General features: G+C 66.1%; 15 protein-coding genes. 12 read left to right on the forward strand and 3 right to left on the reverse strand.

Going from position 1 to position 15970, the window contains the following annotated elements; translation table 11 throughout:
- The first annotated feature begins 14 nt into the window (after nt 1-14).
- The 7 genes from sdhC (at nt 15) to AC1VVK_RS15335 (ending at nt 6084) form a co-directional block, all read left to right on the forward strand.
- Entirely contained in the window at nt 15-410 is a 396-nt protein-coding gene (sdhC, locus tag AC1VVK_RS15305) for a succinate dehydrogenase, cytochrome b556 subunit (RefSeq protein ID WP_482903643.1), read from the forward strand.
- A gap of 10 nt (nt 411-420) precedes the next feature.
- Nucleotides 421-807, forward strand: a complete 387-nt coding sequence (gene sdhD / locus AC1VVK_RS15310; RefSeq protein ID WP_132384778.1) for a succinate dehydrogenase, hydrophobic membrane anchor protein — start codon at nt 421-423, stop codon at nt 805-807.
- On the forward strand, nt 807-2615 hold the full coding sequence (sdhA, locus tag AC1VVK_RS15315; protein WP_482903644.1) for a succinate dehydrogenase flavoprotein subunit: 1809 nt from the start codon (nt 807-809) through the stop codon (nt 2613-2615). Before sdhD ends, sdhA begins: the two co-directional genes overlap by 1 nt.
- Before the next feature lie 194 nt (nt 2616-2809).
- Complete coding sequence (locus AC1VVK_RS15320) at nt 2810-3400, forward strand: HdeD family acid-resistance protein (protein ID WP_482903645.1); 591 nt, start codon at nt 2810-2812, stop codon at nt 3398-3400.
- Between the two features lie 26 nt (nt 3401-3426).
- Nucleotides 3427-3858: a YidH family protein gene (locus AC1VVK_RS15325; protein WP_482903646.1), complete on the forward strand. Its 432-nt coding sequence runs from the start codon at nt 3427-3429 to the stop codon at nt 3856-3858.
- A gap of 73 nt (nt 3859-3931) precedes the next feature.
- Entirely contained in the window at nt 3932-4345 is a 414-nt protein-coding gene (locus tag AC1VVK_RS15330; protein ID WP_132384782.1) for a BlaI/MecI/CopY family transcriptional regulator, read from the forward strand.
- On the forward strand, nt 4342-6084 hold the full coding sequence (locus AC1VVK_RS15335) for a M56 family metallopeptidase (RefSeq protein ID WP_482903647.1): 1743 nt from the start codon (nt 4342-4344) through the stop codon (nt 6082-6084). Before AC1VVK_RS15330 ends, AC1VVK_RS15335 begins: the two co-directional genes overlap by 4 nt.
- Before the next feature lie 16 nt (nt 6085-6100).
- On the opposite strand, the gene AC1VVK_RS15340 is transcribed toward AC1VVK_RS15335, so the two are convergent.
- Nucleotides 6101-6841 (reverse strand): hypothetical protein, encoded by a 741-nt coding sequence (locus tag AC1VVK_RS15340; RefSeq protein WP_482903648.1) that lies wholly within the window; start codon nt 6839-6841, stop codon nt 6101-6103.
- Nucleotides 6842-6974: 133 nt separating this feature from the next.
- Nucleotides 6975-7844, reverse strand: a complete 870-nt coding sequence (gene ypfJ / locus AC1VVK_RS15345) for a KPN_02809 family neutral zinc metallopeptidase (protein WP_482903649.1) — start codon at nt 7842-7844, stop codon at nt 6975-6977.
- Between the two features lie 182 nt (nt 7845-8026).
- Between ypfJ and AC1VVK_RS15350 the strand changes: the two genes are divergently transcribed.
- The 4 genes from AC1VVK_RS15350 to AC1VVK_RS15365 all read left to right on the forward strand — a co-directional run bounded on the left by AC1VVK_RS15350 (nt 8027) and on the right by AC1VVK_RS15365 (nt 12919).
- Complete coding sequence (locus AC1VVK_RS15350; protein WP_482903650.1) at nt 8027-9637, forward strand: M28 family peptidase; 1611 nt, start codon at nt 8027-8029, stop codon at nt 9635-9637.
- Between the two features lie 74 nt (nt 9638-9711).
- Nucleotides 9712-11169: an IMP dehydrogenase gene (gene guaB, locus AC1VVK_RS15355; RefSeq protein ID WP_482903651.1), complete on the forward strand. Its 1458-nt coding sequence runs from the start codon at nt 9712-9714 to the stop codon at nt 11167-11169.
- Nucleotides 11170-11190: 21 nt separating this feature from the next.
- Nucleotides 11191-12363 carry an RsmB/NOP family class I SAM-dependent RNA methyltransferase gene (locus tag AC1VVK_RS15360; RefSeq protein ID WP_482903652.1) on the forward strand — a complete coding sequence of 391 codons (1173 nt, stop codon included), beginning with the start codon at nt 11191-11193 and terminating at the stop codon, nt 12361-12363.
- Between the two features lie 13 nt (nt 12364-12376).
- The gene (locus AC1VVK_RS15365; RefSeq protein WP_132384787.1) at nt 12377-12919 is read left to right on the forward strand and encodes a tetratricopeptide repeat protein; all 543 of its coding nucleotides are present in this window, start codon (nt 12377-12379) and stop codon (nt 12917-12919) included.
- A gap of 290 nt (nt 12920-13209) precedes the next feature.
- On the opposite strand, the gene AC1VVK_RS15370 is transcribed toward AC1VVK_RS15365, so the two are convergent.
- Nucleotides 13210-13692 (reverse strand): RNA pyrophosphohydrolase, encoded by a 483-nt coding sequence (locus AC1VVK_RS15370; RefSeq protein WP_132384788.1) that lies wholly within the window; start codon nt 13690-13692, stop codon nt 13210-13212.
- 282 nt (nt 13693-13974) lie between these two features.
- Between AC1VVK_RS15370 and AC1VVK_RS15375 the strand changes: the two genes are divergently transcribed.
- Entirely contained in the window at nt 13975-15954 is a 1980-nt protein-coding gene (locus tag AC1VVK_RS15375; protein WP_482905180.1) for a 2-oxoacid:acceptor oxidoreductase subunit alpha, read from the forward strand.
- Nucleotides 15955-15970: the final 16 nt, after the last annotated feature.

A 15970-nucleotide genomic window follows, 5' to 3' on the forward strand; every position in this document is an offset into this window, starting at 1 on the left:
GATTCGAAAGAGCCATGGCCAAAGACGGCACCAGGAACCGTCCGCTTTCGCCCCATCTCGAGATCTGGCGTTGGGGCCCTCACATGTTCGTCTCGATTCTGCACCGCGTGACGGGCGATGGCATGGCATTTGCCGGCCTCGGCCTGCTGCTGTGGTGGCTGGGGGCGCTGGCCAGCGGTCCCGCGGCTTACGCGCAGTTCGCCAAGTGCATGACGTCGATTCCGGGCTATGTCGTGCTCGTCGGCGTCTCCTGGGCCTTCTTCACGCACATGATGAGCGGCCTGCGCCACTTCGTGCTCGATATCGGCGCCGGCTTCGAACTGAAGGCCAACCGGACCTTCTCGATCCTTGCCCCGGTCATGGGTGTGCTCGTCACGGTCGCCTTCTGGGCGCTCCTGCTGCTTCGCTGAGGAACGGAACATGGGTAACGGAACTTCCATCGGCCGCGTTCGCGGCCTCGGCGCGGCCAAGACCGGCGTTCATCACTGGCTGCTGCAGCGCTTCACCGCGATCGGCAACCTGCTGACCGGCATCTTCCTCGCCGTCTCGCTCGTCCTCCTGCCGGACCTCAGCTACGCCTCGGTTGCCGAATGGCTGGCCCGCCCGGTCCCGGCCGTGGCGATGATCCTGCTGGTCGTCACGACCTTCTGGCACGCACGCCTCGGCCTGCAAGTGCTGGTCGAAGACTACGTGCATGAGCACGCCAACAAGTTCGCCTGCATCGTGGCGCTGAACCTTGCTGCCTGCGGCGGCATCGCCTTCGGCGTCTTCTGCGTCATTCGCCTCGCGCTGGGAGCCCACGCCTAATGTCCGGCCCTGCCTACAAGATCATCGATCACACCTATGACACCGTCGTCGTCGGCGCCGGTGGTTCGGGTCTGCGCGCCACGATGGGTTCGGCCGAAGCCGGCCTGCGCACCGCGTGCATCACCAAGGTGTTCCCCACCCGCTCGCACACCGTCGCGGCGCAGGGCGGCATCGCCGCCTCGCTCAAGAACAACACCCCGGACCACTGGACCTGGCACATGTACGACACCGTCAAGGGGTCGGACTGGCTGGGCGACCAGGACGCCATCGAATACATGGTGCGCGAAGCCCCGGCGGCGGTTTACGAGCTGGAGCACGCCGGCGTGCCCTTCAGCCGCAATGCCGACGGCACGATCTACCAGCGCCCGTTCGGCGGCCACATGCAGAACATGGGCGAAGGCCCGCCGGTGCAGCGCACTTGCGCCGCCGCGGACCGTACCGGCCACGCCATGCTGCACGCGCTCTACCAGCAGTCGCTGAAGTACGACGCGGACTTCTTCATCGAATACTTCGCGATCGACCTCATCATGGACGGCGGCAAGTGCGTCGGCGTGATCGCGCTGTGCATGGATGACGGCTCGATCCACCGCTTCCGCTCGCAGGCCGTCGTGCTCGCGACCGGCGGCTATGGCCGCAGCTACTTCACCGCCACTTCGGCCCATACCTGCACCGGCGACGGCGGCGGCATGGTGCTGCGCGCGGGCCTGCCGCTTCAGGACATGGAATTCGTGCAGTTCCACCCGACCGGCATCTACGGCGCGGGCGTGCTCATCACCGAAGGCGCGCGCGGCGAGGGCGGTTACCTCACCAACTCCGAGGGCGAACGCTTCATGGAGCGCTATGCACCGTCGGCAAAGGACCTCGCCTCGCGCGATGTCGTCTCGCGTTCGATGGCGCTGGAAATCCGTGAAGGTCGCGGTGTCGGCCCGAACAAGGACCACATCTACCTGCACCTCGATCACATCGATCCCAAGGTGCTGGCAGAGCGTCTTCCCGGCATCACCGAAAGCGGCAAGATCTTCGCGGGCGTCGATCTTACCCGCCAGCCGCTGCCGGTCGTCCCGACCGTCCACTACAACATGGGCGGCATTCCGACGAACTATCACGGCGAAGTCGTCACCATCGGTGCCGACGGCAATCCCGAAACCGTGGTTCCCGGCCTCTTCGCGGTCGGTGAAGCGGCCTGCGTTTCGGTCCACGGCGCCAACCGCCTTGGTTCGAACTCGCTGATCGACCTCGTGGTGTTCGGCCGCGCAACCGGTCACCGCCTGAAGGAACTGGTCAAGCCCGGCGCCAATCAGGACGAGCTGCCCAAGGATTCGGCAGACCTCGCGCTCGGCCGTCTCGATCACTTCCGCCATGCCAACGGCGGCACGCCGACGGCCGAGATTCGTACGGAAATGCAGCGCAACATGTCGGCCCACGCCGCCGTGTTCCGCACCGACGAACTCATGGTCGAGGGCAAGGCGGCAATCGCCAAGACCTACGAGAAGATGCAGGACATCAAGGTCACCGACCGCGGCCTGATCTGGAACTCGGATCTGGTCGAGACGATGGAGCTGGACAACCTGATCTCGCAGGCCACCGTCACGCTGCACGGCGCCCAGGCGCGTCAGGAAAGCCGCGGCGCCCATGCGCACGAGGACTTCCCCAACCGCGACGACGCGAACTGGATGAAGCACACCGTGGGCTGGTTCAACGGCTGGGGCGGCAAGGGCGGCGAAGTCCGTCTCGATTACCGCCCGGTCCACGAATATACGCTGACCGACGACGTCGAGTACATCAAGCCCAAGGCCCGCGTGTACTGATCGACGCGCCGGCAACGGCCCGGTAAATCGATAACAAAAATGGCGGCGCTCCGGACAACCGGGGCGCCGCCATTTTCATTTGGTTGGCTATTCGGCCAATCATTTGCCCCGACATCTGCCCAACTATTTGCATTGCAACCGAATCCACTCCGTCGCATTACTTGTGCGACATCGCGGGAACAGGAGTCGATTGCATGACGACCTCACACACCGACCCGAATGCCTTCACCGATCCGCTGGCCCCTCCCTTTCTTGGCTCCCCGCCGCTCGGCTGGGGCTGGGTCCTGGCCTATGGCGTGCTGCTCATCCTCGTTGCGGTCGTCGTCATCGCCAATCCGCTGGTGGCAAGCTTTGCGACCGGGTTCCTGCTGGGCATCGTGCTCTGCGTCTACGGCGTCGCCGCGATTTCCGCCGGTGTCCATTCGATGTCGCGCCGCGCACGCTGGACGGAGATCCTGCTCGGTGCAATCGGCCTGATTGCCGGGCTCTATGTGCTGTTCAACCCTGTGGCCGGAGCGCTCACGGTGGTCTGGGCGATCGGTGCATGGCTGCTGATTTCCGGCGGGTTCGAGATTGCCTTCGCGCTCAAGGCCCGTCACGACAAGGCTTGGCGCCTGTTCCTGGGCGCGCTGGATGTGGTGCTGGGCGTGCTGCTGTTGACCTCCAATCCGAGGACGGCCATCGGCTTTCTGGCGATCATGGTGGCGATCAGCTTCTTCATGCGCGGCATTTTCATGATCGCCGTCGCTCTGGGCCTGCGCAGGCTGGGCAAAGCGGCAGGGTGATCGGGTTCCGGTAACGGAGATCGACGATGAGCGAGCGACCCGAAGGCAAACTCGCCGGCGAAATCGCCGAGGACGCGCACAAGGTCGCTCGCAACGTCGAAAAACAGACGGACACGGCGGACCGGCGGACGGTGCTTGCCGCCGACCGCACCATACTCGCGGCCGAGCGCACGTATGCCGCATGGGTGCGCACCGGCCTCGGCGCTCTGGCGTCGGGGATCGGCGCGCGCGCCTTGCTGCAAGGGGTGGTGAGCGAATGGCTGGTACTGACCACCACCGTCGCCCTGCTGCTCTTCTCCGAATTCTGCTTCATCGCCGGCATCTGGCGCGAGCTTCGGCCGATGACGCCGGCACCTGAGAGCGACACGCCGCGTCTGCCGGCGGCGCTGCTGGTCGGCTTCAACGGGTTTCTGGTCGTGCTGGGAATCGCCGTGATCGTGGGCATCCTTTCCAAGTAGTCGGGGATGGGCTTCCCAGCGCCGTTCATCTGGCGTTCATGTTTACAAACGTAGTCGATTACGTGTGTAAACGATGGAGAGCGACGTGGCCGAAGAGCCCGACACCCCTAACGAGAACTCTCCCGAGCGGATCTCGGATGCCGAACACGCGGTGATGGAAGCGCTATGGGAGCGCAGCCCGATCACCGCCGCCGACGTGTGCGAGCGGGTCTGCGGGCCGCGCGGGTGGAGCCTCGCCACGGTCAAGACCCTGCTCTCCCGCCTCGTCGCCAAGCAGGCCGTCGCCACCGAGCCTGACGGCAAACGCTTCCTCTATTCGCCCAGGATCGCCCGCGAGGCCTATGTCGGCACCGAGAGCCGCCGTCTGGTCGACCGCCTGTTCGGCGGCCGCGCCGCGCCGCTCTTCGCGCATCTTGCCGAAGCGGACGCCCTGACCGAAGATGACATCGCCGAAATCGAGGCCCTCCTGAAGGAGCTCAGGTCATGATCGCATGGCTTGCCGATACGCTTGTGATGACCGGTGCGCTGATGGCGCTGATCCTGCTGGTCCGCCGCCCGGTGGCGCGCCTGTTCGGCCCGATGGCCGCCTATGCGCTCTGGGCCCTGCCTATGATCCGGCTGGTCCTGCCCCCGCTGTCGCTGCCGCGCGGGCTGATCCCGCAGCTTTCGTTGGGCGTGGAGCCGATCACGGCCGCTGCGGTGCCCGTTGAGGCCCCGATGGCATCGGTTCCGGTCGATACGGTGATGGACATGCCGCAGGCGACCTCCGCCGCTGAGCCGGCCGCGACCGATTTCGGCACCCATCTTGCCGCGACTCCGGTCGCCGATCCGGGCCTCTTTGCACATGTGCCGTGGACCGCGCTGCTGCTGACCGTGTGGCTGGGCGGGGCTGCCGTATTCCTGGCCTGGCGGATCTGGAACTATCGCCTGATGCGCCGCGAGATCCTGGCCGAGGCGCGCCTTGTGGCCCGTTCGGGCGACGTGCGCATCATCGAGAGCCCGGCAGCGGGCGCGCCGCTGGCGTTCGGCGTCTTCGAAAAGCTGGTCGCGCTGCCGCAGGGCTTCCTTGCCAGCGTCGACTCGGAATCGTCCGATTTCGCCATCGCGCACGAACTGGAGCACCATGCCGGCAATGACCTGCTGGCGATCATGGCGCTTCAGCCGCTGTTCGCGCTGCACTGGTTCAATCCGCTCGGCTGGGCGGCGTGGCGCGCGCTGCGGGCGGATCAGGAAGCCGCGTGCGATGCCCGCGTCATGGCGGGGTGCGGACGCGAGATGAGGGCGCGCTATGGCCGCCTGATCGCCAGCTTTGCGGCGGCCACGCGACTTACACTCGCCGCGCCGATGGCGGGAACGCTGTCAGGCGAAAAGCCGATCATCCAGCGCCTGAAGGCACTCGGCCGGGCTGAAGTCTCGCCCGCGCGCAAGGTCGCCGCGCGCAGTCTCTTCGCGCTCGCAGTGGTCTCGGTACCGTTCACCGCCACTGTCACTTACGCCGCGATGGAAGCGCCGGAAGTGCCGGAAGTCCCCGCCGTGCCAGAGGCTCCCGTGCCCCCGGAACCTGCGGCGCCGTCGATCCGTGCGGTTGATCCCGATGTGCCCGATGTTCCCAATGCGCCCGATGCACCGGCCATGCCTGCAAGTCCGGCGCCTGCACCCGCCGTTAATGCGATAACCGTCAACGCGCCGATGGCGCCGCCCGTACCGCCGACACCGCCTGCTCCTCCCGCCGTTTCACTGCGTGACAGCATCAGCCGCGATGTCGAGGCCACCGTGACGAACGCGATGCGTAACGTGCCCGAGGTCCGCCAGACGGTGTCGTCCGACGGGAAAGTCCAGGTCATCCACATCGTGCGCCGGGACGGGAATGGCCAGACGCGGATCGAAAGGAAAATGACGTTCGACAGCCGCTGCCCCGCCGACAGCCGCCGCGCTCAGGCGCAGGTCGGGCAGGGCGCTACGGTGACGTCGACGGTCATCTGCACCGGCGCGCCGAAGCACACGGCCGACGCGGCCGTGCAGGCCATTGCCAAGGCCCGCGCTGCGGTGGCTGCGAACCAGAGGCTCGATGCCGCGACGCGCACCGAAATCCTTGCCGATCTCGATGCGGAAATGATCGAGACCCGTGCCGACGTAGAGCGCGACCGTGCCGAGGCGGAGCGGGATCGGGCCGAAGCCGAACGCGATCGTGCGGAGGCCTATCGCGAACGCAACACCAACTGGTGACCGGGAAGCGCCCGCCTCAGGGAATCTTCTGAACGACTGGAATAGCCGTGAAGGGAACGGGGGCCATGCTCACGTTCCCTTTCCTGTTGGATGATGTGTCCGCAACGGTGATGAGCGTGGCGTGTGGATACTCTTCCTCTGCGGCGCTGGGCATGGGGAGCATCGGACCCGGGGTGGCAGCGGCGATATTCGCGGCCTTGTTCGTGCCTTTCCGGTCCCGCCGTACGTGGGTGTCCATCGCGCGGGCCTGAATGATCGCAGGCGTCGCGGGGGAGGCGGGATACCTGCAATCCTTGGCCTCGCCCACGCCCTTGAGGAAAGCCCGCCGCGCAATGCCCGCGCGCGCCGCCGCGAGCACGCTCTGGTCTTGCGCATTGGCGCCCGAAATCTCGCGAATCAGGCCGCGAAAGGGAATGAACGACGCGACCGCCCACTTGGCGACGCGGCCGGGGCTGATGATGTCACGCCCGGGTGAGGGGAGGTCGATATCGGGCCCCAGCACGGTGTCGAGTTCCTGCACCGCCGCCGCAATCTGGTCGCAAGTCTTGAGGCCGCTGAGATCATAGGGCTTGTGGATCGCCGCCTTGAGCAGCGGCGGAATTTCGATCCTGTCCAGATTGAGGTCGGTCACCGGCGTCTTGGCGACGTCTATGGCATCTGGTTCCGAATCGGTGATCGCGCGCTGGGGCTGTTTTGCTGCCGCTGGAGAGCCGATGAGCAGCACGGTCAACGCGGCGGCAGTCCAGACCTGGCGCATGGTCGTCTCCTGTCTGCCGGGAGAGGCGCGCGTTCCGGATTAACGGTCTGGGACCCTTGATGAAGCCGGAACCACGGCGGTCCGGATCATGCCCAGCCTAAGGATCGGTCGCACCCGCCCGTCGGTCAAATCATCACACGTCGGAGAACGTGTCGCAAGCGTCCTCGTTCCCGCTGTCGAGGCCGCGCTTGAGCCATTTCATGCGCTGCGCGCTCGACCCGTGGGTGAAGCTTTCGGGGCTGACGCGCTGGCCGGCGTTTTTCATCAGCGTATCGTCGCCAATGGCGCTGGCGGCGGTCATCCCTTCCTCCATGTCGCCCGGCTCGATGCGGTTCCGGTTCTTGCCCGCCCAGACGCCTGCATAGCAGTCCGCCTGAAGCTCCATGCGCACTTGCAAGGCATTGGCCTGCGAGGGATTCTGCTGCTGCGCGCGGCGGACTTTGGCGTCCAGCCCGAGCAGGTGCTGGATATGATGCCCGTACTCATGCGCGACCACGTAATAGCGCGCGAAGTCACCCTTGGCGCCCAGCTTCTGGTCAAGCTCATCATAGAAGCTGGTGTCGATATAGATGCCCTGATCGGCCGGGCAGTAGAACGGGCCCATTGCGCTTTGCGCGGCGCCGCAGCCGGAGCGGTCGGTGCCGTTATAGAAGTGCAGTTCGGGTTGCTCGAAAGCGATGTTCGCTTGCTTGAACGGCTGCTCCCACGTCTGGTTGAGCGAACTCAGCGCGTTGCACGCCTCCAGCGAATATTCGTTCTGGCCGCAGATCTGGGCGGCGCTTTGCGGCTGCCCCGGTTGCGCGGGAGCGCCTTGTCGGGGCTCCTGTTGCTGCACGCTGTCGATGGTGCCGAGCATCTGCTGAGGGTCGACGCCGAAGACGAACATGCCGATCAGCACGATCACCAGCGTGCCGCAGCCGATCTTGCCGCCGCCGCCACCGGGAAAGCGACTGCCGCCTTGCGTGACGCGGATGTTGTCGGGATTGAACCTGTCGAGCCGCATCCGCTGTCGTCCTCTCGCACCTGCCCTGTGGGGCCGAGCCTAATCGCGCGGCACCGTCCTGTTCAATCGAAAAGGTATCCTGTGGTTCCGTAGGCACGCAGCAAGGAAAAATCGCGTCCATTCCGGGCACTGGTCGAGATTCGCTAACCGGGTCCGCAATTCGCGGTTATGCATGCGGAACGATGAGCAGGGGTTTCAAGGCGAGCATGGTCCGGCGAAAATGGGTCCGGACTTTCGGGGTGACGGCGCTGGGCGGAGCGCTCGTCTGCGCCGGTGTCGCGCATTCGGCATCCTCGCGTGCGGATCAGGATATCGCTGCAAGGCTGCACGCGCAGATTGAAGTGCTCGCCAGCGACGACTTTGACGGCCGCGAACCCGGCACGCAGGGCGAGGCCAAGACCCTGCGCTACCTTGGCAAGCAGTGGTTCGACATCGGCATGACATCGGGCACCAACGATCCCGGCCACGAATGGTTCGCCCCGGTCACGCTCGTCGCGCGGGAGCCTGCCACGTCCTCGGCGCAGTTCCAGCGCAAGGGCGCACGCGCGCCGACCTCGCCCAGCGGCGTGCTGGTGCTGACCTCGGGCAAGCGCAGCATGGTGCGCAACGTGCCGCTGCTGTTCCTCGGCACGGCCAAGGCGCGCGACTATTCGCGCACCGAGCTGGCCGGGCGGATCGCGGTAGTGCTGGACGGCGACACGCCCGACAGCAAGCGCCAGAACGACCTGCTGGAAATGGGCGCCTCCGCCGTGCTCACCGTGCTCGACGGGGACCGCAGCCTCGATCAGGTTTCCGCGCGCCGCAAGCGGTCCGGATATGCGCTGTCCAACGAATCGCTGGGCGGCGATCTGGAGGCATTCATCACGCGCGAAGCGATGACCGCGCTGCTCAAGGGTTCCTCGCATACGCTTGCCGGGCTTGAGGCGCTGGCGGCAAAGTCCGATTTTGCGCCGGTCCCGCTCGACATCACGGCCTCGCTCGAAGCCACCACGCGTGAGACCACGATCCGCACCCACAACCTGATCGGCAAGCTGCCCGGCCGTCGCCCGGAAGCGGGCGCGGTGCTGTTCCTGGCGCACTGGGATCACTTCGGCGAATGCGGCGAGCCCCCGGCCGAGGACGTGATCTGCAACGGTGCGATAGACAATGCCAGCGGCGTCGCCACGATGACCGAAGTGGCGCGCCGCCTCTCGCGCGGGCCGCAAATGGACCGCGATGTCTATTTCCTCGCCACCACGGGTGAGGAACTCGGCCTGCTCGGTGCCCATGCCTTTACCGAGAGCCCGCCGCTGCCGCTGCGCCAGATCGTGGCCGCCTTCAACATCGATTCGAACGCCATCGCGCCGCATGGCACGCCCTTCGTCATCGTCGGGCGCGGCATGACCGGGCTCGACGGCACGATTGCCAAAGTCGCCAAGTCCGAAAAGTTCAAGGTTTCCAACAGCGACGATGGCAATGAATATGTCCGCCGCCAGGATGGCTGGGCTCTGCTCCAGCACGACATTCCGGCCGTGCTCGTCTCGACCGCCTATGGCGACATGACGCGCATGCGGGCCTTCTTCGACGGTGATTACCACCGGCCGAGCGACGATCTGGTCCACATGGCCCATCCGCTCGAACTGGGCGGGGCGGTGGATGACGTGAAGCTGCTTTCCGCGCTGGGCCGGTGGTTTGCGGATACCCGGAAGGTTCCCGCGAGCGCGGTGACAGGCGCTGCCGCCGGGGGAGCGGCGGGGAGCGCTACCACTCCGGCAACCCGGACTTTGCCGCCCGATCCGCCAACGGGAAAATGAGGCCTAGCACTATCGCCCCCACTTGATTACATGGGCCGCCACGATTCTCCCCCGACAAGACAATGGTGGCGCACATGGACATTCCCCTCGGACTTACTTTCGACGACGTACTTCTGCGTCCCGCCAAGTCCGACATAGTCCCCACCCAGGCAGACACCCGCAGCCGCCTGACGCGTGACATCGGTCTCAACATTCCCGTCATCTCCTCGGCCATGGACACCGTGACCGAAGCCGACATGGCCATCGTCATGGCACAGCTCGGCGGCATCGGCGTCCTGCACCGCAACCTCACGATCGAGGAACAGTGCGCCGCCGTCCGCGCCGTGAAGCGTTTCGAGAGCGGTATGGTGGTCAACCCGATCACGATCAGCCCCGACGCCACGCTGGGTGAGGCGCAGGCTGTCATGCAGGCCAACCGCATCAGCGGCATCCCGGTGGTCGAGAATTCGGGCAAGCTGGTCGGCATCCTCACCAACCGCGACGTGCGCTTCGCCGCCAACCCGGCGCAGCCGGTGCGTGAGCTGATGACGCATGAGAACCTCGCCACCGTGCAGGTCGGCGTCGATCAGGACGAGGCGCGCCGCCTGCTGCACGCCCGCCGGATCGAGAAGCTGCTGGTGGTGGACAATGCCTTCCACTGCGTCGGCCTCATCACCGTCAAGGACATCGAGAAGGCCGTCAATTACCCGGACGCCACCAAGGACGCCGCGGGCCGCCTGCGCGTCGCCGCCGCGACCACGGTGGGCGACAAGGGCTTCGCCCGCACCGAGGCGCTGCTGGCTGCCGAGTGCGACGTCGTCGTGATCGACACCGCCCACGGCCATAACCGGGACGTGGCGCTCGCGGTCGAACGCGTGAAGAAGCTGTCGAACTCGGCACAGGTCATCGCTGGCAACATCGCCACCGCCGAAGCGGCACGCGCGCTGATCGACGCGGGCGCGGACTGCGTGAAGGTGGGCATCGGCCCGGGCTCGATCTGCACCACGCGCATCGTCGCCGGTGTCGGCGTGCCGCAGCTCACCGCGATCATGGAAGCCGCCGAAGAGGCCGACAAGTCGGGCGTGCCGGTGATCGCCGACGGCGGTCTGCGCACTTCGGGTGACGCAGCCAAGGCGCTGGCCGCCGGTGCCTCGACCATCATGGTCGGCTCGATGCTCGCGGGCACCGAGGAAGCGCCGGGCGAGACGTTCCTCTACCAGGGCCGTGCCTACAAGTCGTACCGCGGCATGGGCTCGGTCGGCGCGATGGGCCGTGGTTCGGCCGACCGCTACTTCCAGGGCGACATCAAGGACCAGATGAAGCTGGTTCCCGAAGGCATCGAAGGTCAGGTTGCCTACAAGGGCCCGGCCAAGGACGTCATCCACCAGCTCGTCGGCGGCATCAAGGCGGCGATGGGCTACACCGGCTCGGCCACGGTCGAGGATCTGCGCAAGAACGCCCAGTTCGTGCGCATCACCAATGCCGGTCTGCGCGAAAGCCACGTCCACGACGTGACGATCACCCGTGAGGCTCCGAACTACCCGACGCGCTGATCGCGTCGGAGGAATCGAAGCATGACACCGGGCGCGCGCGTCCAGGCGGCTATCGAGGTTCTGGACCTCGTGATCAAGGCGGCGCGTGCCAATGGTGCGCCCGCCGACCGCTTGATCGGGGACTGGTTCCGCACCCGCCGCTTTGCGGGCAGCAAGGACCGCCGCGCGGTGCGCGAACTGGCCTACCGCGCCATCCGTGCCTGCGGTGAAGTGCCCGCCGATGGCCGCGCCGCGATGTTGCGCGTTGCCGCCGAAGACCCGGAACTGGCCGCGCTGTTTGACGGCACCGGGCACGCACCGGCCCCCATCGATCCTGCCGAACAGGCAGCGGAGCAGGGCCTCGCCCCACGCTGGCTGGTGGACCGCCTCGCCGCAAGCGGGGTGAGCGAGGTGGACGGCATGGCGCTGCTGGGCCGCGCACCGCTGGACGTGCGGGTGAACATCTTGCGCGCCGCCGCTGCGCCGCTGCCCGAAGGCGGTAAAGCCACGGTGCTGCCCCACGCGCTGCGCTATCCGCCCGAAACCCGCATCGAGCAGTCGGCGGCTTATGTCGACGGCGCGATCGAAGTGCAGGATCTCGGCTCGCAGCTCACCTGCGAAGCAGTGGCTGCCCGTCCGGGCGAGACCGTGATCGACCTCTGCGCCGGGGCCGGAGGCAAGACGCTCGCGCTTGCCGCCGCCATGGAGAATACCGGCACGCTGATCGCCAGCGATTCCGACCGCGCTCGCCTGTCGCGCCTTGCGCCGCGTGCGGAGCGTGCAGGGGCGGGCGGGATCGAGACCGTGCTGCTCAATCCTGGGCGCGAGATCGAGGCGCTGGAGCGCTTCGTCGGCGCCGCCGATGCCGTGCTGGTCGACGCTCCATGCTCGGGCACCGGCACCTGGCGCCGCAATCCGGAAGCGCGCTGGCGCCTCACCGAATCGCAGCTTACCCGCTACGTATCGACGCAATCGCGCCTGCTCGACGTGGCGGCGGGGCTGGTGCGGCCGGGCGGGCGGTTGATCTTCGTCACATGCTCGCTGCTGGACGAAGAGGGCGCCGATCAGGCGGCGAAATTCCTTGCCAGACGGTCCGGCTGGCGTGCCGATCTGCCGGAATTGGCGGCCGGAACGCCACGCGGAAGCGGCCTCAGGCTCTCCCCGTGGCACGACGGGACAGATGGCTTTTTCGTCGCACGCTTCGTGCGGCTGTGATAGCGTCGGCCCTATGATGAGGACCAAGCCCTCGGCCAAGGACCTGTTGATGCGTTACACGCCTGTTGCCATTGCCCTTTCTCTCGTTGTTGCCGTTTCTTCCAGCGCCATCTTCTCGCAGCCCGCCGTTGCGATCGATCCGCGTGCAGCGGCTCTTCTGAATGAAGGACATACCGCCGTTGCCTCTGGCAACATCAATGGCGCTATCGATGCCTACGAAGCCGCGCTGACTGTCGCGCCCGGCGATGTGAGTGTGCTGCTCGCGCTCGCCGATGCCACGCGCCGTCAGGGTCTTCAGGGCAAGGCGCTCCATTATTACCGCGTCGCGCTGGTGTCCGATCCGCGCAATCTGGAAGCGATCGCGGGCGAAGGCATCGCGCTGGCCGAAAAGGGCGCGACCGACAAGGCCGGGCGCAATCTCGCCCGCTTGCAGACGCTTTGCGGCAAGGACTGCGCGGAAACGCAGGAACTGGCGGCGGAGATATCGAAGGCCGGCGCCCCGCGCATGGTCAGCGCCGATGCGGTGGCGCCCAAGCCGGTGGTTTCGGAAAACTGAGGTTTTTGGCTGGGCTGGGGCGGGCTTGAGCTAGGGCTTCGACAGGCTCAGCCTGGGCGGGCCTTGGTGGTTTGCCCGGGGTCTCGATGGGCGCGGCTTGAGCGGGCCCGGTTTCGCTCTCGGGCTCAGCAAGCTGAGGATGAGGATCTTGAGCAATCCCCTCATCCTGAGCCTGTCATAACCTCTGGGCGTGGCCACCCAACCCAATCGCCGAACCTCGGGAGGCCTGCACCCACCCCCGCTCATCCTGAGCTTGTCGAAGGATCACAGCACCCAACGCCGGCCAAAATTCAGATCAAAGCGCGGAACTCTTCCAGCACCGCACGGTAAACGCGCTTCTTGAACGGCACGATCAGCTCCGGCAGCAGTTCCGCCTCGACCCACTTCCAGTCGTTGAATTCGGCGGGCTTGTGCGCCTCCAGATTGACGTCGTCATCGCTGCCGTCGAAGCGCAGCAGGAACCAGGTCTGGCGCTGGCCGCGATACTTGCCCTTCCAGAGCTTGCCGATCAGCTCGTCGGGCAGGTCGTAAAGCAGTTCCTCGCGGGTGCGGGACAGGAACGTGACGTTCTGCTCGGCCACGCCGGTTTCTTCCCAAAGCTCGCGCAGCGCGGCGGCCTTCAGGTCTTCACCGTCATCGACGCCGCCCTGGGGCATCTGCCACCAGTCGCCTTCCTTGGTGTCGATTCGCTTGCCGACAAAAACCTTGCCGTCGGCATTGACGAGCATGACGCCCACGCACGGGCGGTAGGGCAGGGACGCGAAATCATTCATCGTCGGGATGGTATCCAGATTGTAAGGAGGAGGCTCGTCGCGGAGATCTGCTCGTGGATCGCTGTTTCGGAGCGCATGGGCGGCACAATGGCCCAAGCCCGCGCGCAATGCCAGTGGGATTTATCGATCCGCCCCCGTTAACCATCCGGGAACGATTCAGCGGGGGTCGAGATTGTGACTTAGACAGTTTTTCTGTTTTGCACCGTTACTAAGCAGGCATAGTCTGGGGCGCGGGAGACAAATTGGCCGGCATCAGAACGGTACTCCCGGAGGAGGACGATGATGGCGACAGTGTTGTCGGATCAAGGCCCATCTAACGAAAAGGCGTCGCAGCACGACGCATCCCAGCAGAATGGCTCCGTAGAGGCCGTCGTCGTTCGCTTCGCCGGCGATTCGGGTGACGGCATGCAACTCACCGGCGGGCAGTTCACCCTGTCCACCGCGCTCGCCGGCAACGATCTGGCCACGTTCCCGGATTTCCCCGCAGAGATTCGCGCGCCGCAAGGCACGCTGTTCGGGGTCTCCGCCTTCCAGATCAACTTCGGGTCGAGCGAGATCACCACCGCGGGGGACGCGCCCGACGTGCTGGTGGCGATGAACCCCGCCGCGCTGAAGACCAACGTGCAGGCGCTCAAGCCCGGCGGCCTGATCGTGATCGACACCGGCGAGTTCAACAAGCGCAACCTCGAAAAGGCGAAGTACGAGGCCAATCCGGTCGAGGACGGCAGCCTTGCGAAGTGGGACGTGCTCGCCTTCGACATATCGGCGCTGACGCTGGAGGCGGTGAAGCCCTTCGGCCTTGGCAACAAGGAAGCGCTGCGCTGCAAGAACATGTGGACGCTGGGTCTGGCGCTCTGGATGTTCGACCGTGACCGGCAGCCGCTGGTCGATTGGCTCAAGGCCAAGTTCGCGAAGAACCCGGTGCTGGCCGATGCCAACATCGCCGCGCTTAACGCCGGGCACGCCTATGGCGAGACGGCGGAACTCGCCGGGCCCCTGAGGAAGCTCCACATCGACCCGGTGCCCTCCGAGCCCGGCCTCTACCGCACGATCACCGGCGCGGAAGCGGTGTCGCTCGGCCTTGTGGCGGGTGCGCAGCTTGCCGGATTGCCGATGTTTTTCGGCGGTTATCCGATCACCCCGGCCTCGGCGATTCTTCACAATCTGGTGAAGATGAAGGAATTCGGCGTCACGACCTTTCAGGCCGAGGACGAGATCGCCGCGATCTGCGCCGCCATCGGCGCGAGTTACGCCGGGCACCTTGGCGTGACCTCGTCCTCCGGCCCCGGCATCGCGCTCAAGGGAGAGGCGATGGGGCTGGCGATCATGACCGAGCTGCCGCTCGTCATCGTCAATTCGCAGCGGGGCGGGCCGTCCACCGGGCTTCCCACCAAGACCGAGCAGTCGGACCTCTATCAGGCGGTCTATGGCCGCAACGGCGATGCGCCGATGCCGGTGATCGCCGCCTGCTCCCCAGCCGATGCCTTCGAATGTGCGATAGAGGCCTGCCGCATCGCCACCAGCTTCATGACCCCGGTGATCCTGCTGACGGACGGCTATATCGGCAATGCCTCGGAGCCTTGGAAAGTGCCCGATCCGGCCACGTTCACGCCGTTCCCGGTCGCGTTCCTCGAAGACAGCAACGATCCTGACGGCAAAGTCCTGCCCTTCCGGCGCGACGAGCGGGGCGTGCGTCCGTGGATCAAGCCCGGAACGCCGGGCCTGATGCACCGCATCGGCGGCATCGAGAAGGCGGTGGATACCGGCAACATCGACTATGCGCCCGATGTCCACCAGGCCCAGACCGACGCCCGCAAGGCCAAGATCGACGGTGTTGCCAAGGCCATTCCCGCGCAGCAGGTGTGCCTCGGCAACGCGACCGGAAAGTTGGTGGTGGTCGGCTGGGGCTCTACGTTTGGGCCGATTCATCAGGCCGTCCGCCGCGCCCGCAAGAAAGGGCAGGACGTCAGCCATGTCCATGTCCGTCACGTCTGGCCGTTGCCCGAAAACCTTGGCGCGTTGCTGAAAGGCTTCGACCATGTGCTGGTGCCGGAGATGAACACCGGCCAGTTCAAGACCGTGCTGCGCGACCAGTTCCTGATCGATGCGGTGCCTCTGGCCAAGACCAGCGGCCAGCCCTTTGCCATCGCCGAACTGGAACAGGCGATCGGCAAGTTCTTCGACGGCATTCCTGAGAATGAGGGCGGCGAAGTGCCCGTCAACGAAAGCCAGCTTCCCGCACCGGAAATCGAACAGCCCTGAGCGCCAGTGGCGGAGA

The organism is Novosphingobium sp. BL-S-32 (assembly GCF_056857055.1).